This window comes from Streptomyces sp. MCA2 (assembly GCF_023544705.1).
GTDB classification, from domain to species: Bacteria; Actinomycetota; Actinomycetes; order Streptomycetales; family Streptomycetaceae; genus Streptomyces; species Streptomyces decoyicus.
In genome coordinates this window covers 102,981-128,140 of sequence record NZ_JAMJFM010000011.1, presented here as the reverse complement: position 1 = coordinate 128,140, position 25,160 = coordinate 102,981, and the positions used below count along the sequence as shown (strand labels likewise).

At 71.7% G+C, this 25,160-nt stretch carries 21 protein-coding genes and 1 tRNA gene; 4 read left to right on the top strand and 18 right to left on the bottom strand.

Annotated elements, in window-relative coordinates; all coding sequences use genetic code 11:
• Position 1: 1 nt before the first annotated feature.
• The 13 genes from M8I34_RS11835 to M8I34_RS11775 form a co-directional block, all read right to left on the bottom strand.
• Positions 2-670, bottom strand: a complete 669-nt coding sequence (locus M8I34_RS11835; RefSeq protein ID WP_250049371.1) for a 1-hydroxy-2-methyl-2-butenyl 4-diphosphate reductase — start codon at positions 668-670, stop codon at positions 2-4.
• Complete coding sequence (shc, locus tag M8I34_RS11830) at positions 670-2,688, bottom strand: squalene--hopene cyclase (RefSeq protein ID WP_250049370.1); 2,019 nt, start codon at positions 2,686-2,688, stop codon at positions 670-672. The genes M8I34_RS11835 and shc overlap by 1 nt, the downstream gene beginning before the upstream one ends.
• A gap of 107 nt (positions 2,689-2,795) precedes the next feature.
• Positions 2,796-3,860, bottom strand: a complete 1,065-nt coding sequence (locus M8I34_RS11825; protein WP_250049369.1) for a polyprenyl synthetase family protein — start codon at positions 3,858-3,860, stop codon at positions 2,796-2,798.
• Between the two features lie 53 nt (positions 3,861-3,913).
• Positions 3,914-5,371, bottom strand: coding sequence for a hydroxysqualene dehydroxylase HpnE (hpnE, locus tag M8I34_RS11820; protein WP_250049368.1), 1,458 nt, complete (start codon positions 5,369-5,371; stop codon positions 3,914-3,916).
• Positions 5,372-5,471: 100 nt separating this feature from the next.
• Positions 5,472-6,425 (bottom strand): presqualene diphosphate synthase HpnD, encoded by a 954-nt coding sequence (hpnD, locus tag M8I34_RS11815; protein WP_374210891.1) that lies wholly within the window; start codon positions 6,423-6,425, stop codon positions 5,472-5,474.
• On the bottom strand, positions 6,422-7,288 hold the full coding sequence (hpnC, locus tag M8I34_RS11810) for a squalene synthase HpnC (protein ID WP_244420138.1): 867 nt from the start codon (positions 7,286-7,288) through the stop codon (positions 6,422-6,424). The genes hpnD and hpnC overlap by 4 nt, the downstream gene beginning before the upstream one ends.
• A gap of 449 nt (positions 7,289-7,737) precedes the next feature.
• Positions 7,738-8,541, bottom strand: coding sequence for an ABC transporter ATP-binding protein (locus tag M8I34_RS11805; RefSeq protein ID WP_222892691.1), 804 nt, complete (start codon positions 8,539-8,541; stop codon positions 7,738-7,740).
• On the bottom strand, positions 8,534-9,463 hold the full coding sequence (locus tag M8I34_RS11800) for an ABC transporter permease (RefSeq protein ID WP_250049366.1): 930 nt from the start codon (positions 9,461-9,463) through the stop codon (positions 8,534-8,536). Before M8I34_RS11800 ends, M8I34_RS11805 begins: the two co-directional genes overlap by 8 nt.
• A gap of 78 nt (positions 9,464-9,541) precedes the next feature.
• The gene (locus tag M8I34_RS11795; protein ID WP_250049365.1) at positions 9,542-10,414 is read right to left on the bottom strand and encodes a glycosyltransferase family 2 protein; all 873 of its coding nucleotides are present in this window, start codon (positions 10,412-10,414) and stop codon (positions 9,542-9,544) included.
• A gap of 23 nt (positions 10,415-10,437) precedes the next feature.
• Entirely contained in the window at positions 10,438-11,217 is a 780-nt protein-coding gene (locus M8I34_RS11790) for a CDP-alcohol phosphatidyltransferase family protein (protein ID WP_250049364.1), read from the bottom strand.
• Complete coding sequence (locus tag M8I34_RS11785) at positions 11,195-12,256, bottom strand: iron-containing alcohol dehydrogenase family protein (protein WP_030078947.1); 1,062 nt, start codon at positions 12,254-12,256, stop codon at positions 11,195-11,197. Before M8I34_RS11785 ends, M8I34_RS11790 begins: the two co-directional genes overlap by 23 nt.
• A complete protein-coding gene (locus M8I34_RS11780; protein WP_030078949.1) occupies positions 12,244-12,981 on the bottom strand; it encodes a sugar phosphate nucleotidyltransferase in 738 nt (245 codons plus the stop codon). Before M8I34_RS11780 ends, M8I34_RS11785 begins: the two co-directional genes overlap by 13 nt.
• The gene (locus M8I34_RS11775; RefSeq protein WP_250049431.1) at positions 12,978-14,783 is read right to left on the bottom strand and encodes a DUF5941 domain-containing protein; all 1,806 of its coding nucleotides are present in this window, start codon (positions 14,781-14,783) and stop codon (positions 12,978-12,980) included. The genes M8I34_RS11780 and M8I34_RS11775 overlap by 4 nt, the downstream gene beginning before the upstream one ends.
• 587 nt (positions 14,784-15,370) lie before the next feature.
• Between M8I34_RS11775 and idi the strand changes: the two genes are divergently transcribed.
• Entirely contained in the window at positions 15,371-15,982 is a 612-nt protein-coding gene (gene idi, locus M8I34_RS11770; protein ID WP_250049363.1) for an isopentenyl-diphosphate Delta-isomerase, read from the top strand.
• Here the strand turns inward: idi and M8I34_RS11765 are convergent.
• The 3 genes from M8I34_RS11765 to M8I34_RS11755 all read right to left on the bottom strand — a co-directional run bounded on the left by M8I34_RS11765 (position 15,957) and on the right by M8I34_RS11755 (position 18,584).
• Positions 15,957-16,448, bottom strand: a complete 492-nt coding sequence (locus M8I34_RS11765) for an ATP-binding protein (RefSeq protein ID WP_250049362.1) — start codon at positions 16,446-16,448, stop codon at positions 15,957-15,959. The genes idi and M8I34_RS11765 overlap by 26 nt on opposite strands.
• Before the next feature lie 251 nt (positions 16,449-16,699).
• Positions 16,700-16,773, bottom strand: a tRNA-Met gene (locus tag M8I34_RS11760).
• Positions 16,774-16,925: 152 nt separating this feature from the next.
• A complete protein-coding gene (locus M8I34_RS11755) occupies positions 16,926-18,584 on the bottom strand; it encodes an ABC-F family ATP-binding cassette domain-containing protein (RefSeq protein WP_250049361.1) in 1,659 nt (552 codons plus the stop codon).
• Between the two features lie 55 nt (positions 18,585-18,639).
• Here M8I34_RS11755 and M8I34_RS11750 point away from each other — a divergent pair, with 55 nt between their 5' ends.
• On the top strand, positions 18,640-19,410 hold the full coding sequence (locus M8I34_RS11750) for an enoyl-CoA hydratase/isomerase family protein (RefSeq protein ID WP_244417795.1): 771 nt from the start codon (positions 18,640-18,642) through the stop codon (positions 19,408-19,410).
• A 35-nt stretch (positions 19,411-19,445) separates the two neighbouring features.
• Here M8I34_RS11750 and M8I34_RS11745 read toward each other — a convergent pair whose 3' ends face one another.
• Together M8I34_RS11745 and M8I34_RS11740 are read right to left on the bottom strand one after the other, a co-directional pair.
• Entirely contained in the window at positions 19,446-20,090 is a 645-nt protein-coding gene (locus M8I34_RS11745) for a DJ-1/PfpI family protein (RefSeq protein WP_250049360.1), read from the bottom strand.
• 100 nt (positions 20,091-20,190) lie between these two features.
• A complete protein-coding gene (locus M8I34_RS11740) occupies positions 20,191-21,162 on the bottom strand; it encodes a GlxA family transcriptional regulator (protein WP_250049359.1) in 972 nt (323 codons plus the stop codon).
• 143 nt (positions 21,163-21,305) lie between these two features.
• Between M8I34_RS11740 and M8I34_RS11735 the strand changes: the two genes are divergently transcribed.
• Positions 21,306-22,175 (top strand): hypothetical protein, encoded by an 870-nt coding sequence (locus tag M8I34_RS11735; protein WP_250049358.1) that lies wholly within the window; start codon positions 21,306-21,308, stop codon positions 22,173-22,175.
• A gap of 203 nt (positions 22,176-22,378) precedes the next feature.
• Positions 22,379-24,868, top strand: a complete 2,490-nt coding sequence (locus M8I34_RS11730) for a Tex family protein (RefSeq protein WP_250049357.1) — start codon at positions 22,379-22,381, stop codon at positions 24,866-24,868.
• The last annotated feature ends 292 nt before the right edge of the window (positions 24,869-25,160 follow it).

Sequence of the window (25,160 nt, the reverse complement as noted above, 5' to 3'; positions counted from 1 at the left end):
CTCACCTCCAGGGGAGCAGCAAAGAACGGTGCCATTCGTAGAAAACAGGAAGTACGGAGCGCAGCACGCGGAAGGCCGATATTCCACCGCGCACCGTGGCGATGCGTACGAGTTCATGTTCTGGAGCGTCCACGACCACCCGGACGGCCGCAACCGGACGGCTTCCGGCACGCCGGGCGGCACGGAGGGTCGCGGCGGATTCCATGTCCACGGCGACCGCGCCGGCGGCATGCAGCTCGGCCCGCTCCGCGCCGCGTACGACGTGGTCGGAGCCGCGCAGCAGACCGCTGTGCACGGTCAGGCCGCGTTGCCGCAGGGCCCGCAGCAGCGGGCCGTTGTCGCGGCAGAGCGTCTCGGGGGCGTCCGCGTGATGGTCGCGGGTGGCTTCGGCGACGACCACGTCCCCGGGGCGCATCCCCGGGGCGAGGCCGGCACAGAAGCCACTGGCGACGACAGGGGAACGCTCGGTCACCGATCCCGCACTCAGCGCTTTCGTGAGGGCACGTTCGGCCGCCTGGGGTCCCATGCCGGTACGGAGCGTGACCAGCCGTGGGCCGGCTCCTCCCGCCGCTCCCCCGCGGTCACCGCCGCGCAGCGCGAACCGCTCGATGCCGAGCGCACAGGCGACCAGCAGGGGCGGTTCCGCGTCCGTGGGGGGCCGTCCCGGCATCAGGACCCCACCGGTACGCCTGTCGGTCCGCCGTTGACGTAGCGGCCCAGGGCCGTCAGGGGGAAGACCTGGCGGTAGAGGTGGTAGTTGATGGAGAAGTCCCAGGGGAAGCCCGTGCCGGTGAAGTACGGCTCGTCCCAGGACCCGTCCTCGCGCTGGGCCCCGGTCAGCCAGCGCACTCCGCGCCGTACCGCCTCGCTGTCCCGTTCACCGGCCGCGAGCAACGCCATGAGCGCCCAGGCGGTCTGCGAGGCGGTCGAGGCGCCGCGCCCCGCCCACCGCTCCTTGTCCTGGTAGGAGCGCTGGTCCTCGCCCCAGCCCCCGTCGTCGTTCTGCACCCGCTCCAGCCAGAGCACCGCCCGGCGCACCGCGGGGTGCGAGGCGGGGATACCGGCCGCGGCGAGTGCGGGGAGCACCGAACCCGTGCCGTAGATGTAGTTGGTGCCCCAGCGGCCGAACCAGGCGCCGCTGGGCTCCTGTTCGGCCAGCAGCCAGGCGATACCGCGGCGGGTGCGCGGGTCGTGGGTACGGCCGACGTCGGCGAGCATCTCGACGACATGGGCGGTGACATCGGCCGACGGCGGGTCGATGACCTCCCCGAAGTCGCAGAACGGCAGGCGGTTGGGGAACGGGCTGGTGTTGTCGACGTCGAAGGCGCCCCAGCCCCCGCCCTTGGACTGCATGCCGAAGTTCCAGCACACCGCGCGGCGCACCGCGGCCTCCACCCGCTGCGGGTCGGGGTGCTCGACCCGGCGCAGCGCGAGCACGACCTCGGCGGTGTCGTCGATGTCCGGGTAGTTGTCGTTCTCGAACTCGAACCCCCAGCCACCGGACGGGAGTTGGGGACGCTTCACGCTCCAGTCGCCGGGCCGGTCGATCTGCTCGGCGAGCATCCAGTCGACGGCCTTGACCAGCTGCGGATGGTCGGCGGGCAGTCCGGCGTCGGCGAGCGCGATGGTGGCCAGGCAGGTGTCCCAGACCGGGGACTGGCAGGCCTCGATCATCCGGGCACCGTCCTCGCGCCATACGGCGAACCGGTCCAGGGACGCAAGGCCGGTGCGCAGCACGGGGTGGTCGAGGTCGTAGCCGAGGAGGTGCAGGGCGATGACGGAGTAGACGGCGGGAGGCTGGATGCCGCCCCAGCAGCCGTCGTTCTCCTGCCGCTCGATGATCCAGCGGGCGGCGGAGCGCATCGCGGCGCCGCGCAGCTTGCGGACGGCGACCTTGTGGTAGAGGTGCAGCGCCTTGTCGAGGCGCTGGAAGAGGCCGTCCCAGCTGGTGGCGGGGGCGAGCGGCCGCGGCGGATTGGGCCGGCGCGGATCGGTGTGCAGCTCGTCGAGGCCGAACGGCGCCGGGCGCACCGGGCGCTTGGCCGAGACGATGGTCAGCGGCACGATGGTCTGCCGCGCCCAGCATCCGAAGTCATAGATGTTGAGCGGGAACCACTTGGGGAAGTAGAGGAGCTCCGGGGGCAGTTCGGGCAGGTCGTCCCACTTCCACCAGCCGAAGAGGGCCAGCCAGATGCGGGTGAAGACCCGGGCCGCGGCCACGCCGCCCTGCTCACGGACCCATGCGGCGGCCGTGGCCATGTGCGGTGCGTCCGGGGCGTCCCCGGCGAGGCGCAGGGCGACATAGGCCTCGATGGTGGCGGAGAGTTCGCCGGGCCCGCCGTGGAAGGTGGGCCAGGTGCCGTCCGCGCCCTGTTTGCCGCGGATGTAGCGGGCCGCGGCTGCGGTGAGCTTCGGGTCCTGGATGCCGAGGAATTGACGAAGCATCAAATCTTCGGCGTCCATCGTGACGTTGGTCTCGAGGTCGCCCTTCCACCATCCGGCGGGATCCTGGACGGAGAGCAGATAGTCCGTGGCGCGGGCGGTCGCACGCCGGGCGGCCTCCGCCGTGTCGTGTCGTACAGCGGTTCTGGTGGGTGGGGCTTTTTCGGTTGTCTCAGCGGTGGCATCGCTGGCCGAGGGGGCCCGGGGCGGCAGCGCCCCGGTGCTTCCGTCGGTCGTCGCTGTCATGGCTTCCCCTTCGGCAGTGAACTGTGAAAAGCGTGCTCAGGGATTCCGTCGGCCGGTGCCCGGCTGGCACCGACCGGCGACTGCGATCTATTCGGTGTCGGCGCGGCTCATCTCTCGCGTACAACGACGAAGTCCGCGAGTGCGACGAGCTGTGCACGGACCTTCTCCGGGATGTCGATCTCGTCAAGGGCCGCGACGGCGGTGGCGTGCTGGCGGCGGGCCTCCTGCGAGGTCCACTCGCGGCCGCCGGCCTCCTCGATGAGAGCCGCGCGGGAGGCGAACTCCTCCTCGGTGAAGTCGGCGATCTCGGTCTCGCTCTTTTTCGCGTCGGCCGCCAGGATCTCGGCGAGACGCTCGGAGGCCTGGCCGCCGGCGGCCAGCGCGGCGACGACCGGCAGCGACTTCTTGCGCTGGCGCAGGTCGCTCCAGGGCCGCTTGCCGGTGGCGTCCGGGTCGCCCCAGATGCCGAGCAGATCGTCGACGGCCTGGAAGGCGAGGCCCAGGTGGTAGCCGTACTTCTCCAGGGTGTCGGCGGTACGGTCGTCGGCGCCGCCGAGGACGGCACCGATGGAGACGGCGCAGGCCAGCAGCGCGCCGGTCTTGTTGCCCTCCATCTCCAGGCACTCCTCGACGGTGACCCGCTCGCGGTGCTCGTAGGAGATGTCCTGGGCCTGACCGTCGATCAGTTTGCGGGAGGCCTGGGTGAGCCTGCGGGTGGCCCGGCCGGCGTCGACCGTGCCGAGCTCCAGCAGTATTTCGTTGGCGAGGGCGAAGAGCGCATCGCCGACGAGGATGGCCTGTGCGGGCCCGTGCACCTTCCAGACGGTGTCGCGGTGCCTGCGCTGCTCGTCGCCGTCCATGAGGTCGTCGTGCAGCAGCGAGAAGTTGTGCACCAGCTCGACGGCGACCGCGCCGGGGATACCGACCTCGGGAGCCGCGCCGGCGGCCTCGGCCGACAGCAGGGCGAGCGCGGGCCGGACCGCCTTGCCGCTGTCGCCCGTGGTGGGACGGCCCGCGGCGTCGATCCAGCCGAAGTGGTAAGCGGCGACGGTGTCCATGGGAGGAGCGAGCCGGTCCACGGCGGCACGCAGCACGGGAGTGGCGAGTGTCCGCCCGCGCTCCAGCAGCGCGGTGACGCTCTCGGTGTCGATAGCTGGGGAAGCCGGATTCACGGTTTCTCCTCTGTTTCCGATGCTCGTGCTCGTGCGAGCGCTCGTACTCGTAGTCATGCCGCCTCCTGAGGCAACTGGCCCTGGGGGAAGCCGAGTTCGGTGAGTGCCTCGCGAGCGGCGGCAGTGCCGCTGCGAACAGCGCTTTCCATGGTCGCGGGCCACCCGGTGGCGGTCCACGCACCGGCCAGGAACAGGCCGGGAGCTTGAGTGCGGGCGGCGGGGCGGAGCCTGCCGACGCCCGGGGCGGGCGCAAAGGTCGCGGTGCGCTCGCGGGTGACGAAGAAGTCGTGGATCCTGGCGCCGCGGGCGGCGGGCAGCAGCCGCTCCAGCTCGGGGAGGTAGCGGGCACGGAGCTTGGCGACCGGCTGGTCGATCTCCTCCTGCGCGGCGGACTGCGAGACCGCCAGATACTGGCAGCGCTCACGGCCGGCGAGGTGCGTCAGCCCCGAGGCGTCGGTGCGGTCGAAGACCCACTGGACCGGGGAGCCGACCGCGGCGAAGAAGGGGCGGCGCAGCACCCTGCGGTCGTAGACGACATGGAGGTTGAGGATCGGGGCCGTGGCGATGTCCAGCAGCCCGTCCTTGCCGTCCAGCGTCCCGTCCGGCAGCAGGGTGTGGGCCTCGCGCTGCGGTACGGCGAGCACCACGGTGTCCGCGGCCAGCTGCTCGCTGCCGTGCGGGCCGTTCTCCACCGTGACCTGCCAGCCGTCGTCGCTGCGCGTGAGGGCCCCGGCGCGGGTGCGCAGGGCGATGCGTACACCGGCCTTCTCCAGGGCCGTGCGGGCGAGGGTGTCGTGGACGTCGCCGAGCGGGACGCGGGACCAGCCGATGTCGGCGGCGCCGGGGGCGGACAGCAGCCCGGTCTTGAAGACCTTGGCGGCCAGGCCCATCGAGACGTCGTCGGCACGGGCGTTGAGCGTCGCGATGCCGACCAGGTCCCACAGCGCCTCGATGGCGCGGGCGGACTGGCCGTACCGGCGCAGCCAGCTGCCGAAGTCCACGCGGTCCAGCGCGGGGTCGGCCGGGTCGAGGCCCTTGAGCGCGAGGGTGGCGCGGACGACTCCGGCGCGCTCGGCGGGCGAGAGATGCGGATAGCCGGCCAGGCTCCGGGCGAGGTGCAGCGGTACGGGGAGCGCGGTACGGCGCAGCCGGCCGAGCCGCATCCGGTCGGCGTCCAGGACGGGTACGTCCATGCGGTCCTGGAGCGGCACCAGCTGCGCGGCGCCGATCCGCTCCAGCAGCCGGGTGTAGGCGGTGCAGCAGCGGAGATAGACATGCTGGCCGTTGTCGACGGTCAGCTCGCCGGCGCCGGAGTCGCGGCGGAAGGAGAAGACCAGCCCGCCGAGGCGCGGCCGGCCCTCGACCAGGGTGACCCGCAGCCCCGCGTCGGCCAGGGCGAGCGCCGCGGTGGTACCCGCGAGACCGCCCCCGATGACCACCGCGGCCGCGCCCTCGGGACGGCCCGACGGCAGGGCGTGCCGCAGGCCGGGCCGCCTGGCTCCCGATGTCATGTGCTCTCCCCCCGTACTGCTGTGAGGGACGCAGCCACCCGGGAGAAGGTTGCCTGCCGCGCTGACGCGGGGTCACCGCTGTCGTGCGCCGCCCGGTGCATCATCCGCGCCTCCGGACGGACTCCCGGCGGCCGATCGCCCGCGCGTCGAGCCCGGACAGCCCGCGCACCGCGACGAACGCCTTCTCCCGGCCGGGCAGCGAGACCCGGCCGCGCAGCACCGCCTCGGGGTCGGCGGCGATCCGGGTCAGCAGGCGGTGGTAGATGCCGGCCATCGCGGCCACACAGGCGCCGCTGCGCCGGTCGAGCATCGGCAGCAGCCGGAAGCCCTCGGCGAACAGCGCGCGGGCACGCTTCACCTCGAAGTGCACCAGGCCGGTGAAGTCGGAGCCGGGCGGCGGTACGGAGCGCTCGAACCCGGCCGCGCAGCCGAACTTGGCGAGGTCCTCGGCCGGGAGGTACGTACGGCCGTTGCCGGCGTCCTCGCGAACGTCCCGGAGAATATTGGTCAGTTGCAGGGCGAGGCCGAGGGTGTCGGCGTACTCGGCGGCGCGCTCGGCGTCCGGTGCGCCCGGCACCGTGCCGAACACGCCCAGCGAGAGCCGGCCGATGGCGCCGGCGACACAGCGGCAGTAGCCCCTCAGCTCGTCCCAGGTCTCGTAGGTCTCGCCGCGCACATCCATCAGCACGCCGTCGATCAGCTCGTCGAGACCCTCCAGCGGCAGCGGGAAGCGACGGGCGGCGTCGGACAGCGCGACGGCCACCGGGTCGGTGTCGTCCTCGGCGATCCGGCCGTCCTTGATGCGCGCCAGCAGCGCCCGGGTGTCCTCCAGGCGCCCTTGCTTGGCGGCGGGCTCCAGGGTGCCGTCACCGATGTCGTCGACCCGGCGGGAGAAGGCGTAGAGCGCCGACATGGCCTGCCGCTTGTCGGTCGGCAGCAGCCGGATGCCGTAGGCGAAGTTGCGTGCCTGCTGCCCGGTGATGGCCTCGCAGTAGCGGTACGCAGCGAGCACCGGCGCGGACGCGTGTGCAGTTGCCTCCACGGTCCGACTCACCCCTCTCTTCGCAATGTCGCCCCCACCTCGCGCAGCAGGCTGAGCTTGGTCGGCTTGGGCGGTCCAGGGAGTACGTCGTGATCGGCGGCCGCGACCGCCTGGAGTGCAGCGCGTCCGCCGCCGACGAAACCGGCCAGCAGCAGCTTGAGTCTGCCGTGGACGCTACCCACCAGCGGGGTGCCTTCATTCAGCAGCTCACGGGCGCGTTCGGCTTCGTAGGCGATCAGTGCACGCACCGATGCGCCCCCGCTCGGCGCGGCCAGATCGGCCTCGTTGACCCCAAAGCGTTTCATGTCCTCGGCGGGAAGGTAGATACGGTCGCGCCCGAGGTCCTCGGCCACGTCCTGGACGTGTTCGACGATCTGGAGGGCGGTGCAGACCGCGTCCGAGTGGCGGATGCGTTCGGGGCTCGCGGTACCGGTGATGGCGAGCACGAGCCGGCCGACGGGGTTGGCGGACAGCTCGCAGTAGGCGGCCAGGTCGTCGTAGGTGCCGTAGCGGCTCACCCGCTGGTCCTGCCGGTTCGCCTCGATGAGGGCGAGGAACGGCTCGGGGGTCAGCGCACAGCGGCGGACGGTCGGGCCGAGCCGGCGCATCAGCGGATGCCCGGGGCCGGGCGCACGGTCGCTGAAGACGCGGTGCAGGTCCGCTTCCAGTGCGTCCAGCAGCGCGGGCCTGTTGTCGCCTTGCGCGCGGTCGAGTCCGAGGAGTACGGCATCGCCGCCGCCGGGTGCGAGATCGCCGTCACCGATGTCGTCGACGAGCCGGGCGAAGCCGTAGACGGCCATCAGGTCGGTGCGCCACGCGCGGGGCAGAAAGAACGGCGCGACCGGGAAGTTCTCGTGTGCGGCCTGATCGAGCACGGTGCGCGTCTGCTCCCGCCCGTCACCCGCCGCCCCCCGTCGGAGGAAGGCGCGACGCGCCTGCTCGTTGTCTCGGCTCACCGGGGGCTGCCCGGCGCATTTCGGTGCCGGAGCGAACCAGTAGCCATTGCCGTCACGTCTCCCGTTCTACACCGCCAAGCTAAAACATCCTATTTCGGACACGCCGCAGCAGGCGACGCGCCCGATCGAGCCCACATCGCCCGCTCGGGTGAGCATTGCCCGACATATACCACTTGTGCTGTTCGGTACCCGTACAGCTTACGCCGTACATCTCGCCCGCGTCCGAGGGGGTCCCGAAGCTTGAGACAACGATCCAGTCAACGTCCATTACGCCCGAACTGTTCCCGGATCCAATGGAGTTGACCATTCCATGACGCTCGAAGGCCCCCGCGAGGCGGACTCACGGAGGCCTTCGGCTGCGAGAGGGGCTATTTGCCCGTCTCCTTTTCGTACGCCTTGATCACTTCGTCCGTCGGGCCGTCCATCAGCAGTTCGCCGCGTTCCAGCCACAGGACGCGGTCGCAGGTGTCGCGGATGGACTTGTTGTTGTGGCTGACCAGGAAGACCGTGCCGGCTTCCTTGCGCAGTTCGCGGATGCGGGCCTCGGAGCGCTTTTGGAAGCTGCGGTCGCCGGTGGCCAGGGCCTCGTCGATCATCAGCACGTCGTGGTCCTTGGCCGCGGCGATGGAGAACCGCAGCCGGGCGGCCATGCCGGAGGAGTAGGTGCGCATCGGCAGCGAGATGAAGTCGCCCTTCTCGTTGATGCCGGAGAAGTCGACGATGCCGTCGTAGCGCTCGCGGACCTGGTCGCGGGACATGCCCATGGCCAGGCCGCCGAGCAGGACGTTCTTCTCGCCGGTCAGGTCGTTCATCAGCGCGGCGTTCACGCCCAGCAGCGAGGGCTGGCCGTGGGTGTAGACCTTGCCGCGCTCGGCGGGCAGCAGGCCGGCGACCGCCTTGAGCAGCGTCGACTTGCCCGAGCCGTTGGATCCGATCAGGCCGATGGACTCGCCGCGGTAGGCGGTGAAGGAGACGCCCTTGACGGCGTGCACCTCGCGCACGCCCGCGGAGGGCTTGCGCCGGACGATGCGGTTGAGCGCCGCGGTGGCCCCGCCCTTGCCCGTACCGGTGCCGTAGACCCGGTAGACGATGTGCAGATCGTCCGCGATCACCGTCGGGATGCGGGCCTCGGCGGCTTCTGTCGGCTCGATGCCGTTGCTCTGCTCAGCCACGTCCGTACCGCTCCTCAGCCTTCCAGAAGTACACAAAGCCGACGACGCCCATCAGCAGCGCCCAGCCCCCGGCGAACGCCCACACATGCGGCGGCAGCTTCTCGTGCGTGAAGCTGTCGATCAGCGCGAAGCGCATCAGGTCGATGTAGACGGCGGCCGGGTTGGCGTTCAGCAGCACCTCCACGAAGGCGGGGACGTGCTTGCCCTTGAGGATCAGGTCGATGCTGAACATCACGCCCGACGCATACATCCACGTCCGCATGATGAACGGCATCAGCTGCGCCAGGTCCGGGGTCTTGCTGCCCAGCCGGGCCATGACCATCGCCAGACCGGTGTTGAAGACGAACTGGAGCGTCAGCGCCGGGATGACCAGCAGCCACGACCAGGTGGGGATCTGCCCGAAGCCGAGCAGGATCACCACCAGCACACCCATCGAGAACAGCAGCTGCTGGAGCTGCATCAGACAGAACGAGACGGGCAGACAGGCGCGCGGGAAGTGCAGCGCCCGCACCAGGCCCAGGTTGCCCGAGATCGACCGCGTCCCGGCCATCACCGAGCTCTGGGTGAAGGTGAAGATGAAGACACCGGTCACCAGGAACGGCACGAAGTCGGGGACGCCCTTCCTCGTGCCGATCAGCAGACCGAAGATCAAGTAGTACACGAGCGCGTTCAGCAGCGGCGTCGCCACCTGCCAGACCTGTCCCAGCTTGGCCTGGCTGTACTGCGCCGTCAGCTTGGCACTGGCGAAGGCGGAGATGAAGTGCCGCCGGTCCCACAGCTGCCGGACGTACTCCGGAAGGCCGGGACGGGCCCCGCTCTGCGAGAGCCCGTACTTCTGGGCCCGCTGGGCAGGAGTGAGTCCTTCGTCGGAAGCAGGCGGGGCACTCATGGCGACCGCACCGTCGTGCGTGGTCTCGCTCACAGTTGACACTTTCGTCCTCAAGGTGCGCTGCCGGGGCCACGCCCCGGCTCGCGCCTGATGCTCTCAGATCCGAGCTTGTCAGATGACGGGAGGGCGGCCCAGTCGGGTCAGTCGCCAAACGGTAGCCCACTTCATGGGGCGCCTGGGACCGCTCGGGGTCACCCAGCCCTCCTTGAAGCCGCCCAGCCAAGCCCGCAGCGCCGGTCGCGACGGCCGACGGGCGAGGGTGAGCAGGAACCAGACACCGAGATAGACCGGAACCAGCGGGGCGGGCAGATTGCGCCGGGCCAGCCACACACGGTTACGGGCCACCATCCGGTGGTAGACCGCATGCCGGGCCGGTGCCGTCGTCGGGTGGAAGAGGACCATGTCCGAGCGGTAGTCGATCTGCCAGCCCGCGTCCAGCGCACGCCAGGCCAGATCGGTCTCCTCGTGCGCGTAGAAGAAGTCGTCGGGCAGCCCGCCGACCTCCTCGAAGACCTGGGTACGGACCGCGTTCGCGCCGCCGAGGAAGGTGGTGACCCGCGACGAGCGCATCGGGTCCGAGGCCCGCAGCCGCGGGACGTGGCGGCGCTGGGTCTCCCCCGTGTCCGGGTCGGCGATCCGGAAGCTGATGATGCCGAGCTTCGGGTCCGCGGCGAACGCCTCCCGGCACAGCTCGGCGGTGTCCTCCCTGGCCAGCAACCCGTCGTCGTCGAGGAAGAGCAGCACATCGACCTCGCTGCCGCCGGGACCGAACGCCTCGATACCGACATTGCGGCCGGCCGGGATGCCGACGTTCTCCGGCAGCTCGACGGTCCGTACGCCCTCGGGGAGCTCGGGCAGCGGCGAACCGTTGCCCACGACCGCGATCTCGATCGGGTCGCCCTCCTGCTTGGCGACCGAGTCCAGCAGCGCGCGCAGCTCCTCGGGGCGGTTGCCCATGGTCAGGACAACCGCACCGAGTCGCATGCTCCTGCTCACACCGGCCCCCGTCACTTGAGCCTGCTGGAGACGAGGATGGACACGAGGTGCAGCAGCGTCTGCACGATCGCGATGCCCGCGAGCACGGCGACGCCGAGGCGCGAGAAGAACAGGTCGCCCCTGATCGTGTCCAGCACCGCCAGGGCCAGGATCAGCAGGGACGCCTCGACCCCGAGGACGAGCCGGTGGAACTTCAGTGCCGCGGCGGCCTTGCGGGCCAGCGCCATCCCGGACGAGCGCGGCTCGGACGCCGCCTCCTTGACCGGCGGCAGCCCGCCCTGGTGACGGGCGACACCGACGAGGTCGGTCTCGGCCTTGATCAGGATCGCGCCGAGGGCGGCGAGCGTGCCGAGGAAGGCCCACAGCCAGTCGATCCGCCCGGAGCCCCACAGATCGGCGGCGCGCAGGCCGAAGCCGACCAGCACCGCGGCGTCGCACAGGTAGGCACCGACCCGGTCCAGGTACACCCCGCCGAGCGAGAACTGCTTCTTCCAGCGGGCGACCTCGCCGTCGACACAGTCGAGCAGCAGGTACAGCTGGACCATCAGCACGCCGAGCACGGCGCCCGCGATCCCCGGCACCAGCAGGGCCGGGGCGGCGAGGACGCCGAAGACGGTCATCAGGTAGGTCAGCTGGTTGGGCGTGACCTTCGTGTTCACCAGGTGCCGGTCGATGCGCAAGGAGAGCTCGCGCATGTAGAGCCGGCCGGCCCAGTGCTCGCCGCTCCGCCGGTCCTTCACACCCGGGGGGTGAACGACCGGGCGGAGCTCAGCTACCGATGGCTTGTGCATAGTCGGCGTAAGCGTCCCTGATCTGGTCGGTGGACAGGTCGAGGTGCTCCAGGATGGTGTAGCGCCCCGGGCGGGTCTTGGGTGCGTACTCGACGGCCTGGACGAATTCCTCGTCGGTGAAGCCGATCTCACCCGGCGTGACCGGCAGGCCGTGCCTGCGCAGCACCTCGACCATCAGGTCCCGGGTCTCCTTGTCCCCGCGCAGATGCGTGGCGAACGCCGCGGCGAGGCCGCACTGTTCGCCGTGGCTCGCCGCACGCTTGGGGTAGAGGATGTCGAGCGCGTGGTTGATCTCGTGGCAGGCGCCGGACGCCGGACGGCTGTCGCCGGCCACCGACATCGAGATGCCGGTCAGGACCAGGCCCTCGGCCAGCACCTGGAGGAAGGCGTCGTCACCGACCCCGCCGGGGTGGCGGAGCACGGCCTCACCGGCCTGGCGTGCCATGGCGGCGGCCAGTCCGTCGATCGCCTCGCCGGTCTCCCGGTGCGAGAGTTCCCAGTCCCGGACCGCGGAGATGTTGGAGATCGCGTCGCCGATACCGGAGCGGACGAACCGGACCGGGGCCTCACGGATGATGTCGAGGTCGATCACCACGGCGATCGGGTTCGGCACACCGTAGGAGCCGCGGCCCGCGTCGTTGTCGAGGGTGGCGACCGGCGAGCACAGGCCGTCGTGCGACAGGTTCGTCGCCACGGCGACCAGCGGCAGACCGATCCGCGCGGCGGCGAACTTGGCGCAGTCGATGATCTTGCCGCCGCCGAGGCCCACGACCGCGTCGTAGTGCCCCTTCTTCATGGCGTCGGCGAGCTTGATCGCTTCGTCCAGGGTGCCGCCGCCGACCTCGTACCACTCGGCGCCGGGCAGCGCGGGGGACAGCCGCTCACGCAGCCGTGCCCCCGAGCCGCCGCTGATCGCGATGGCGAGCTTGCCCGACGCGGAGATGCGCTGATCGGCCAGCAGGCCCGCCAGGTCGTCCAGGGCGCCGGCGTTGATGTCGACGACGACCGGGGACGGGATGAGGCGGGTCAGTACTGGCATGCGATGTCACGGCCCTTCGCCAGGTCGTCGTGGTTGTCGATCTCGACCCACTTGACGTCGCCGATCGGTGCCACGTCCACCTTGAAGCCACGGTTGACGAGCTCCTGGTAGCCGTCCTCGTAGTAGAGGTCGGGGTCCCGCTCGAAGGTGGTCTTCAGGGCGTCGGCCAGCTCCTCGGCGGCCTCGCCCTCGATGAGGGTGACACCGATGTACTCGCCCGTCGCCTCGGCCGGGTCCATCAGCTTCGTGATCTTCTGGACGCCCTTGGCGGGGTCCACGACGACCTTCATCTCCTCGTCGGCGAGCTGCTTGACGGTGTCCAGCGCGAGGATGATCTTCTTGCCGTCGCCGCGGGCGGCGAGCAGGGTCTTCTCGACGGAGACCGGGTGCACGGTGTCGCCGTTGGCGAGGATCACGGTGTGCTTGATCGAGTCACGGCCGCACCACAGGGAGTAGGCGTTGTTCCACTCCTCGGCCTTGTCGTTGTCGATGAGGGTGAGCTTGAGGCCGTACTTCTGCTCCAGGGCCTCCTTGCGCTCGTAGACGGCTTCCTTGCGGTAGCCGACGATGATCGCGACCTCGGTCAGGCCGATCTCGGCGAAGTTGCCGAGGGTCAGGTCGAGAATGGTCGTGTCCCCGTCGACCGGCACCAGAGCCTTCGGCAGGGTGTCGGTGTAGGGGCGCAGACGCCGTCCGGCGCCGGCAGCCAGCACGAGGCCGATCATGCGGGTTCTCCTTCATCGTGTACGGCGGGTGCTTGGGAGGACACCCAGAAGCGGATGCTCTCGATGAGCACCAGCAGCGCCAGGACCACAGCAAGGGCCGTCAGCGCGATTGTGAAACCTGAGGGGGACAGCGCGGCGGCGAGGACGGTGATCACGATGATCCGTCCCTCATGTCCGCCGGTCGCCCGGACCAGCCACCGCGGAGGGGCTCCGGTGCCACCGCGGATGCGGTAGACCGTGTCGTAGTGATGGTAGGCGACCGCCGCGACCAGCCCGTACGCCGCGGGCAGCGCTCCGGGGACGTCCGCACGGGCGGCCAGCACCAGGATGGTGACGTACTCGCCGGCCCGGAAGAAGGGCGGCACCAGCCAGTCGAGGGCGCCCTTGAGCGGCCGGGCCACGGCCGCGCCGGCCAGCAGCGCGGAGCAGACGGCGACGCCGACGGTGAGCCAGGACGCGGGGTCGTCCTGGAAAATCACCCAGACCAGCAGCACGGCGGCTGAGAGAAATGCCATGACGGGCGCCAGGAAGGAGCCGGTGCGGCCGCGGCCGCGGGCGCGGCCCGCGATCAGCTCGGCGAGCGGCCCGGAGTCGGCGAGGTCGGCCAGTGCCCGGGCGGCGCGGTCGGTGCGCCGGGCCCGGCGGGTCAGGGAGCGCAGTACCCGTCCTGCCGTGGTGTAGCAGGCGGCCAGTGCGCAGCCGATGAGCAGGGCGTAGAAGACGATGCGCGGGGTGGTCAGCGCGGTGAGCACCGCGATCATGGCCCAGCGCTCACCGATGGGCAGCACGATCATGCGGCGCACCCAGACCGTCCAGCCGACGCTGTCGAGCTTGCCGGAGAGGGCGGCGGTGGGACTGGTGTTGGCGCTGGCGTCGTGGTTCGCCTCGTTGAAGGAGAAGTCGACGACATGGCGGCAGGTCATCAGCACCATCGCGCCGAGCGCCAGCGCCCAGACGTCATCCCCGCCACGGGCCGCGCCCAGGGCGAGGCCCGCGTAGTACGCGTACTCCTTGGCCCGGTCGAAGGTGGCGTCGAGCCAGGCGCCCATCGTCGAGTACTGGAGGGAGTAGCGGGCGAGCTGCCCGTCGGTGCAGTCCAGGACGAAGGAGAACAGCAGCAGGAGGCCGGCGGCGATGTAGCCGCCGCGGGTTCCGGTGGCCGCGCAGCCGGCCGCGATCAGCGCGGTGAGCAGCGACGCGGTGGTGACCTGGTTCGGGGTGAGCCCGCGGCGCGCGCACCAGCGGGCGAGGTAGCGGGAGTACGGGCTGATGCCGTACGTCGTGAAGAACCCGTCGCGGGACTTCACGGCGGTGCGCAGCCGTACGGCCTCGTCGTCGACGGCGGCGACGGCCTCCCGGGCGTCCTCGCGCTGCGCCGGGGTGAGCGCGACGGTGGCGACCAGGCTGCCCAGCTCGACGCGGTGGAGAGGGGTCTCCTCGCGGTCGAGGGACTCGGTGAGGGTGTCGGTGAGGACATCCGTGAGGTGGGCGGTGCCGGCGCCGACCGGGATCCTGCCGAACGCGCGGGCCAGCGCGGCGCGGGCCCCGGGCTGCGCGGTGAGCGCGCCCGGCACGGCCGCGGCGGGGAAGCGGGGGTCGGTCAGCGCGAGCCGCAGGGCATGCAGATGGCCGACGAAGCGGGGGTCGACGACGGCGACCCGCTCCTGCGCGGGCACCGCGGCGAGGAGCTCGGCGGCGGTTGCGGCATCGTTCGCCGTGCGGACGTCAAAGCCCAGCGTGCGCAGGTCGGCTTCGAGCGGCGACCCGGCGACCGGCGGACCGGTGAGGATGGCGGTCGACAGACGAACTCACTCCTTGGATGCTGACAAGGCAGCACGGACGGTTCGCGATCGATCCACATTCGATACGAACTACCCGGGCAGCGGGCGTGGCACACCTGGCGCCCGGAGGGCTGGGTGGCACGTCGGCAGAGGCTATCGGATCGCCGGATGCGGCCGTTCACCGCGCATTCACCGCACGATCGAGTGACCGCCGGCTGCGCCTGCCGCGATCATCATGGTGGATCAGGTGGCGCATGAACAACTGGCCCGCGGACCTGGTGTTACCTCCGGTGCCGGTTATGAGAGGGCTGATCACGGGGCGGGCGGGTTGTGCCGGGGCAGGTGTGGTGTGTGCCATTCCGGGTCCGCGGGCGAGCGCGGTCCGGCCGGTGCCGTCACCGGGCCGCACGGTCTCCGCCGCGTCGGGGGCCAGGGCCTGTCGTTCGGATCAGGCCGGATCCGGGGCGCGGCAGCGGATGTGGACCATCTCACGGCCGGGCGCACGCCCTGACCGGCGCGCGGGCATGTGGCGCCGCGCACCCACTCTGCCGGTGATGCGGACCCGGCTAGGGCAGACTTGGCGTCGAAGACCGACGACAAGGATGGGCATGCCGATCACACCTGCCAACGGACAGACCGCCGGGTACCCGGCGGTGAGCACACCGGGCGGCACCGCCGAACCGATCATGCTGGAGCTGGTCGACGAGGACGGTACGACGATCGGCACCGCGGAGAAGCTCGCGGCCCACCAGCCTCCCGGGCAGCTGCACCGGGCGTTCTCCGTCTTCCTCTTCGACGAGAAGGGGCGGCTGCTGCTCCAGCGCCGGGCACTGGGGAAGTACCACTCCCCCGGTGTGTGGTCCAACACCTGCTGCGGCCACCCGTATCCCGGCGAGGCGCCGTTCGTGGCCGCGGCCCGGCGCACCTCCGAGGAGCTGGGCCTGGCGCCCGCCCTGCTGGCCGAGGCGGGCACCGTGCGTTACAACCATCCCGACCCGGCCTCCGGCCTGGTGGAGCAGGAGTACAACCACCTGTTCGTCGGGCTGGTGCGGGCCGAGCCGGCGCCCGATCCCGAGGAGATCGGCGAGATCGCGTTCGTGACGCCGCAGGAGCTGGCCGAGCGGCATGCCGAGGCGCCGTTCTCCGCGTGGTTCATGACCGTCCTGGACGCGGCACGTCCGGCGGTGCGCGAGCTCACAGGACAGTCGGCGGGCTGGTAGCGAGCGGGGTGAGCGGCAGCTCGGCCCAGATGGCCTTGCCGCCGCTCCTCGTGTTCTCGACGTCGCATTTGCCGCCCGCCTCCGCGGTGAGCGTCTTGACGAGCCACAGGCCGCGGCCGCCGACATCACCCTGCTCCGCCTCCAGTGCCTTGGGGCGGTAGGGGTGATTGTCCTCGACCGCGACCCGTAGCCAGTTCGCCCCGATGGTGACCTGGACGGCGATCTGGGGCGAGAGCAGGGCGGCGTGCCGGACGGCGTTGGTGACGAGTTCGGAGACGATGAGCAACAGGCCGTCCATGATCTCGGCGGCCACGGGCACACGCTGTTCGTCGAGCAGATCCCGGACCGCGTGCCGTGCCTGCGGCACCGAGGCCTCCAGTGCCGGGGCGGTGAACCGCCAGACACCTTCGTACGCGAGCGGGGAGGTCAGCTCTTCGGGGGGTTCAGCAGGGGGTCCTGAAGGCATCCTCACAGGAAGAGTGTTGAGAATGCGTTGGTCCGGACCGGCCAGCTGAACACAAGTCAGCGCCTATCGACGCTTGATGACCGATTCCGAATGGTTCGACCGAACCGGCGACCGGGTCTGTTCGTTTCACCAGTGGTTTGCGGACTTACCCGCCGGGGCCGCCGCGCGATCCTCGCCATCGCGGCGGCCCACGTGGGACCACAGCACAAAGGCCCGGTGCCTGGGCACCGGGCCTGCTGCGCTGTCTTCAGTAGCGGGGACAGGATTTGAACCTGCGACCTCTGGGTTATGAGCCCAGCGAGCTACCGAGCTGCTCCACCCCGCGTCGGTGAACACCACACTACGGGTCGGCCGCGTCAGGACCAAATCGATAATCACCACGGGTGCCGCGGGCCCGCCGGCCCCGGTGTGCGCGGGCGGCCGGGCGGCGGTCCGTCCACCCTCCCACCGCGTCCGCGCAGCGCTCCCGCGGCGTTCTCACACCGTCCGGTCGGTGATCCGTCCGCCGTCGACCTCGATACGGCGGGTGGTGTGCACCGCGTCGAGCATCCGGCGGTCGTGCGTCACCAGCAGCAGGGTGCCCGGGTACGAGGCGAGTGCGGACTCCAGCTGTTCGATGGCCGGCAGATCGAGGTGGTTGGTGGGCTCGTCCAGGACGAGGAGGTTGACCCCGCGGCCCTGGAGGAGGGCCAGCGCGGCACGGGTCCGCTCCCCCGGCGACAGCGTGCGCGCCGGGCGCAGCACATGCGCCGCCTTCAGCCCGAACTTCGCCAGCAGGGTGCGCACCTCGGCGGGCGGCAGATCGGGGACACAGGCCCGGAACGCGTCCATCAGCGGTTCGTCGCCCAGGCCGTGGGCGCCGAAGAGCCGGCCGCGTGCCTGGTCGACCTCGCCGACGACCACGCCGGGGCCCAGGGCCGCATGCCCCGTGTCCAGTGGGAGCCGGCCGAGGAGGGCGGCGAGCAGGGTCGACTTGCCGGAGCCGTTGGGGCCCGTGATGGCGACCCGGTCCGCCCAGTCGATCTGGAGGTCCACCGGGCCGAAGCGGAAGTCGCCGCGCCGGACCTCCGCGCCGCGCAGGGTGGCCACGACCGCGCCGGCCCGTGGCGCGGCGGCGATCTCCATCCGCAGCTCCCACTCCTTGCGCGGTTCCTCGACGACATCGAGCCGCTCGATCAGGCGCTGGGTCTGCTTGGCCTTGGCGGCCTGCTTCTCGGTGGCCTCCACGCGGGCCTTGCGGCCGATCTTGTCGTTGTCGGGGGCCTTGCGGCGGGCGTTCTTGACGCCCTTCTCCATCCAGTTGCGCTGGGTGTGTGCCCGGGTCTCCAGACCGGCCTTGGTGTCGGCGTACTCCTCGTACTGCTCACGCGCATGACGCCGGGCCCGCTCGCGCTCCTCCAGGTAGGAGGTGTAGCCGCCGCCGTAGGTGTTGACCTGCTGCTGGGCGAGGTCGAGTTCGACGACGCGGGTGACCGTACGGGTCAGGAACTCGCGGTCGTGGCTGACCAGGACAGTGCCGGCGCGCAGCCCCGTGACGAAGGACTCCAGGCGGTGCAGGCCGTCCAGATCGAGGTCGTTGGTGGGCTCGTCCAGCAGGAAGATGTCGTAACGGGAGAGCAGCAGCGAGGCGAGCGAGGCACGGGCCGCCTGACCGCCGGAGAGCGTCGTCATCGGCTGGTCGAGGCCGATGGACAGGCCGAGCTGCTCGGCGGTCTCCTCGGCGCGCTCGTCCAGGTCGGCCGCGCCCAGCGCGAGCCAGCGCTCCAGCGCCGTGGCGTAGGCGTCGTCCGCGCCGGGCCGCTCGTCGACCAGCGCCTGGGTGGCGGTGTCCAGGGCGAGCTGGGCGTCGGTCACGCCCGTACGGCGGGCGAAGAAGGCCCGTACGGTCTCCCCCGGGCGGCGGTCGGGCTCCTGCGGGAGGTGGCCGACGGTGGCGGTGGGCGGGCTGAGCGAGAGCTTGCCGTCCTCCGGGGTGTCCAGGCCGGCCAGCAGGCGCAGCAGCGTGGACTTGCCCGCACCGTTGGCACCGACGAGGCCGACCACGTCGCCGGGGGCGACGACCAGATCGAGACCGGAGAACAGGACGCGCTCGCCGTGGCCGGCGGCGAGGTCTTTGGCGACGAGAGTTGCTGACATCAGGCCGCCGATCGTATCCGGCCCGGTCCGTGGCGGTCGCTCTAATATCCGGAGCATGGAACCCGGTCTGAAGACGCATGTCAGCGACGGCACAGCCACCGTCACCATCAGCAATACCGGCAAGCGGAACGCGATGACCGTGCAGATGTGGCGGGATCTGCCGCCGCTGCTGGAGCGGCTGGCGGCCGACCGCTCCGTCCGGTCGCTGGTGCTGACCGGCGAGGGCGGGACCTTCTGCGCGGGCGCGGACATCGGATCGCTGCGGGAGGCGGCGGGTGAGTCGCAGGGCCTGGCGGTGGCGGCCGAGGAGGCGCTGGCGGCGTTCCCCGGGCCGACGCTGGCGGCGATACGCGGCTACTGCGTGGGCGGCGGCGCCCAGTTGGCGGCCGCCTGCGATCTGCGGTTCGCGGAGGAGGGCGCGCTGTTCGGGGTGACGCCCGCCAAGCTGGCGGTCGCCTATCCGGCGTCCGCCACCCGGCGGCTGGTCCGGCTGGTGGGGCTGTCGGCCGCCAAGTACCTGTTGTTCTCCGGTGAGTTGATCGACTGTGCGCGGGCGCTGCGTACGGGCCTGGTGGACGAGGTGCTGGCCGCGGGCGAGCTGGACAAGCGGGTGACGGAGTTCTCGGCCGTACTGGCCAGCCGGTCGCTGCTGACGCAGACCGCGGCGAAGGAGCTGGCCAACGGGACCTGGGACGTACCGCCGGCCGAGGCCGACGAGCGCGGCGCCTTCTGGGCCGCGCAGGCGCGCGCGAGCGGCGACACCGCGGAGGGTGCCGCCGCCTTCCTGGAGCGCAGGGCGCCGCGCTTCACCTGGCCCACGGGCTGACAGCGGGGCCTGTCAGGAGCCCATGGGCCGGCTCCTCACTCCTCCCCTTCCAGCACGAACCGGCCGCGCTCCCGCAGCGACGCGGTGACCTCGGCCGGCGCCTTGTCCGGGGAGCCCGCGTCGTAAGGCGGCTGCGGGTCGTATTCGATGCCGAGCTGGATCGTCTGGGCCACGGTGTCCCCGGCGATCCGGCCGGCCAGCGTCAGCCCCATGTCGATACCGGACGAGACACCCGCCGCCGTGACGTACTTGCCGTCGATGACCACCCGCTCCCCGGTCGGCTCGGCCCCCAGCGCGGGGAGCTGGTCCAGCGCGAGCCAGTGGGAGGTCGCCCGGCGCCCCTTGAGGAGGCCCGCGGCGCCCAGGATCAGCGAGCCGGTGCACACCGAGGTGGTCCAGGTGGTGCCGGCGTCCACGGCGCGGATCCACTCGTGCACCGGGCCGTCCGCCATCTGTGCGGTCTGTCCCGGGCCGCCGGGCACGACGAGGATGTCCGGTGCGGTGACCTCGCCCAGGGTGGCGTCGGCGACCAGCGCGAGCGAACCGAGGTCATTGCGGTACGGGCCGGTGCGCTCGCCGACGAACACCGCCTCCGCCCCCGGCAGCCGGCTGAGGGTGTCGTAGGGGCCGACGGCGTCCAGCGTGGTGAAGCGGTCGTAGAGGAGGATCGCGAGCTGCATATCGGTTCCTGTCGGTCGGAAGTGGTGCCGGCACGGCGGGTGAGCGGTGCCGGCGGAGTGGGTCGTGGCGGCCTGGTGGGGTCGTGGCGGCCGGCGCGGTTCAGGCGGTGGGCACGGGCGGCCGGGCCGGCTGGAAGCGGCGGCGGTATTCGGCCGGGGAGGCGCCCAGCGCGCGGAGGAAGGCGCGGCGCATCGCCTCGGGAGTGCCGTAGCCGCAGCGGCGCGCCACCTGCTCGATGCCGTCGACGGTGTCCTCCAGATGCCGGCGGGCGGCCTCCAGGCGTACCCGGTCGACATAGCGCCCCGGTGTCATGCCCACCTCGTCGCGGAACGCGCGGGCGAAGTGCCGCGGGGAGAGGCTCGCGCGCTCCGCGAGGGCGTCGACGGAGAGGTCCGCCGCCGGGTTCTCGGTGATCCACTGCTGTACGTCACGCAGCGGCCTGCGCTGTGCGGTCTGCGCGGCGAGCTGGGCGCTGAACTGGGTCTGATTGCCCGGACGCCGCAGAAAGACGACCAGATGCCGGGCGATGGTCAGCGCGAGGTCCCGGCCGAGGTCCTCCTCCACGAGGGCCAGCGCGAGGTCGATACCGGCCGTCACGCCCGCGGAGGTGGCCAGATCGCCGTCCCGTACATAGATCGGCTCGGGTTCCACGTGCACCGCGGGGAACCGCTCGGCGAGGGTGCCGCAGAGCATCCAGTGGGTCGTCGCGCGGCGGCCGTCCAGCAGCCCGGCCTCGGCCAGCAGCAGCGCTCCGCTGCACACCGAGACCTTCCGCCGGGCGCGGTGCGCGTTGCCGCGCAGCCAGTCGATCAGCCGGGGGTCGGGGGTACGGGTGCCCTGGCCGCCGGGCACCAGCAGGGTGTGCGGAGCCTCGGCGGCGGCGAGCGTGAGGTCGGGGACGAGCGTCAGCCCGCTGGTGGTGCGGACCGGGGCACCGTCGAGACTGGCGGTGCGGATCCGGTAGGCGCCCGGTACCCCTTGGGACGCCCCGTTGAAGACGTCGACCGGTCCGCAGACGTCGAGGGCCTGCACACCGTCGAAGAGAACGACGAGCACATCACGCTGTTCCATACCGTCCATCCTGGTCAGCGGCGCCGATGGCGGCAATGACGGAAAACCCACCTTTCCTGCCATCGGAAGGCGGCAGCCTCCGTACGACTGTCGTCCGGGCCCCTGGAACCACCTCCATACCGACGGGTCGGTACCCTGCCTGTATGACCTCTTCCAGCGCACTGCCCGAGCAGGCCGGGCGTACCTGCCACAACGTCATCAACCCCTTCCACTCCACGCACTACTTCGCGCCGGAGCTGCCCGCGGAGATGGCCGGGCTCGGCATCGAGAACCGCAGCGCCGGCTACTTCGCCTGCCGGGGCGCGGCCATGGGTGCCGTGGGCCCCGGCACCATCACGGCCACCTTCTACAACTTCAAGCACGAGCTCGTCGCCCAGCACGTCCCGCAGGTCTGGACCGTCACCACGCCGCAGGACGTGCTGGACGCCCGGCTGCGCGCCGCGGACGCCACGCTGCGCCGGCTGCTCGGCGCGGAGGCCGTCGAGTCCCCGGAGATGGCGGAGGCGGCGAAGCTGGCGCTGCGCGCCGCCGAGGCCTGCACCCGCCGGGCCCGGCCGCTGTACGCCGCGCACGCCGACCTGCCGGTGCCGGACGCCCCGCACCTGGCCTACTGGCACGCCGCGACGCTGCTGCGCGAACACCGTGGCGACGGCCACCTGATAGCGCTGCTGGACGCCGAACTGGACGGCCTGGAGGCGCTGGTCACCCACACCGCCAGCGGCCGGGGGATGAGCCACAAGGGCGTCATGGCGACCCGCGGCTGGTCGGAGGAGGACTGGCAGGCCGCACAGGAGCGGCTGCGGTCCCGTGGGCTCCTGGACGCCGAGGGCGAGCTGACCGAGGCCGGAGTCCTGCTGCGCAAGGAGCTGGAGCGCACGACCGACCGGCTGGACCGGGCCCCGTACGAGCACGTGGGCGCCGAGGGCGTGGCCCGCCTCACCGAGCTGGCCACCGGCTTCACCACCACCGCCATGGACGCCGGGGCGTTTCCCGCGGTGCTGTTCGGCAAGTAGAGCGCCCACAGGCCTCAGGGCCCCGGGGTGCGGACGCGCCGTCCCGCGCCCCGGAGCCGGGCGGCCGCGATGTCCCTTTTCGGCCTCCGGGCGGACGCGGGGACTTCGCGGACACCCCGGGCGGCTGGGCGGCGCGACAGTCCGGCCCGCCACCCGGCACAATGCAGGCTCAAGCAAGCGCTGGAAGGCGGGGCAGGATCAACGTGACGGCATCCACTGAGTCCATCGGGGCCCTCGGGACCATCGAAGCGAGGATCGCCGGGGAACTCGGCGTCAAGGAGCGGCAGGTGAAGGCCGCGGTCGAACTGCTCGACGGCGGTTCGACCGTCCCGTTCATCGCGCGCTACCGCAAGGAAGCCACCGAGACGCTCGACGACGCGCAGCTGCGCTCGCTCGAGGAACGGCTGCGCTATCTGCGGGAACTGGAAGAGCGGCGGACCGCGATCCTGGAGTCCGTACGGTCCCAGGGCAAGCTGGACGCCGCCTTGGAGGCGCAGATCCGCGGCGCCGAGTCCAAGGCGCGGCTGGAGGACATCTACCTCCCGTTCAAGCCCAAGCGGCGCACCAAGGCGCAGATCGCGCGGGAGGCGGGGCTGGAGCCGCTCGCCGACGGCCTGCTGAGCGATCCGTCGGTGGATCCGGCCACGGCCGCCGCGGCGTTCGTGGACGACGGCAAGGGCGTCGCCGATCCGGCCGCCGCCCTGGAGGGCGCGCGGGCCATCCTGACCGAGCGGTTCAGCGAGGACGCCGACCTGATCGGCGAGCTGCGCGAACGCATGTGGTCGCGCGGCCGGGTCGCGGCGAAGGTGCGCGAGGGCAAGGAGGAGGCCGGCGCGAAGTTCGCCGACTACTTCGACTTCGCCGAGCCGTTCACCGAACTGCCCTCGCACCGGGTGCTGGCGATGTTCCGCGGCGAGAAGGAGGAGGTCCTCGATCTCGCCCTGGAGCCGGAGGACCCGTCGGCGGCCACCGAGGGCCCCAGCGCGTACGAGCGGTCCATCGCGCACCGCTTCGACATCACCGACCGGGGCCGGCCCGGCGACAAGTGGCTCCAGGACACCGTCCGCTGGGCCTGGCGCACCCGGGTGCAGGTGCACCTCGGTATCGATCTGCGGCTGCGGCTGCGGCAGGCCGCCGAGGACGAGGCGGTGCGGGTCTTCGCGTCGAACCTGCGCGACCTGCTGCTCGCGGCGCCCGCCGGTACGCGCGCCACGATGGGCCTGGACCCCGGTTTCCGTACAGGAGTGAAGGTCGCCGTGGTCGACGCGACCGGCAAGGTGGCCGCCACGGAGACCATCTACCCCCATGTACCGCAGCAGAAGTGGGACGCCTCACTGGCCACGCTGGCGAAGCTGGCCCGCGAGCACGATGTCGAGCTGATCGCGATCGGCAACGGCACCGCCTCCCGCGAGACCGACAAGCTGGCGGCCGATCTGATCGCCGCCCAGCCGGAGCTGAAGCTCACGAAGGTGATGGTGTCCGAGGCCGGCGCCTCGGTGTACTCCGCCTCCGCGTTCGCCTCGCAGGAACTGCCCGAGCTGGATGTCTCGCTGCGCGGCGCGGTGTCCATCGCCCGCCGGCTCCAGGACCCGCTGGCCGAACTGGTCAAGATCGACCCGAAGTCGATCGGCGTCGGGCAGTACCAGCACGACCTGTCCGAGGTGAAGCTGTCGCGCTCGCTGGACGCGGTGGTCGAGGACTGTGTGAACGGTGTCGGTGTGGACGTCAACACCGCGTCCGCGCCGCTGCTTTCGCGGGTGTCGGGCATCGGCTCCGGCCTCGCCGAGAACATCGTGGCGCACCGGGACGGCAACGGCCCGTTCCGCTCCCGCAAGGCCCTCAAGGACGTGGCGCGGCTCGGCCCGAAGGCGTACGAGCAGTGCGCGGGCTTCCTGCGGATCCGGGGCGGGGACGACCCGCTGGACGCCTCCAGCGTGCATCCGGAGGCCTACCCGGTGGTGCGCCGGATGGTGAAGTCCGCGGACACCGAGGTCGGTTCGCTGATCGGCAACCCGACGGTGCTGCGCACCCTGAAGGCCGCGGACTTCGTCGACGCCTCCTTCGGTCTGCCGACGGTCGGCGACATCCTCCAGGAGCTGGAGAAGCCGGGCCGCGACCCGCGCCCGGTCTTCAAGACCGCGACCTTCAAGGAGGGCGTGGAGAAGATCGGCGATCTGGCACCGGGGATGCTCCTGGAGGGCGTGGTGACCAATGTCGCCGCCTTCGGGGCGTTCGTGGACGTGGGGGTCCATCAGGACGGTCTGGTACACGTCTCGGCGATGTCGAAGACCTTCGTCAAGGACCCGCGGGACGTGGTGAAGCCGGGCGACATCGTGCGGGTCAAGGTACTCGATGTCGACATTCCGCGTAAGCGGATCTCGCTGACGCTGCGACTTGACGACGAGCACGGCAAGGGCGCTGCGACGGGCGGCGGTGAGCGCCGTGGCGGTGCGAGCGGCAGCGGTGCCGGTGGCGGCGGTGAGCGCCGTGGCGGTGCGAGCGGCAGCGGTGCCGGTGGCGGCCGTGGGCCGCGTGAGGGCGGCCGGGGCGGTGCGCCGCGGCAGCGGCAGGGCGGCGGCGGGCAGCGCGGCGGTGACCGCCAGGGCCGCCGCGACGCCGGGCCGGCCAACGACGCGATGGCGGACGCCCTGCGGCGGGCCGGGCTCCTGGGCAAGGAGCGCGGCGGCCGCTGACGGACCACGGCAGCGGCGGGCGGCAGCGAGCCGGACCCCGCCGCCGCTGAAGTGAGCGATACGGCGCAGGCCGACCGGGGACACACCCGGCTCGGCCTGCGCCGCACGTCGTCCGCGACTGCCGTCGTGCACCTCGTGCCCCTCATGCCTCCGGGGACGCAGCTGCCATCGGGTGCCATCGGGTGCCATCGGGCGGCCGGTCCCGCTCCGCCGTCGCCGAATTCCTTGGACGGGGTCCGCACGGCTCGCCTACCCTGCCCCTATGTCCAGCCCCGAGGCCTCAAGACGCTAG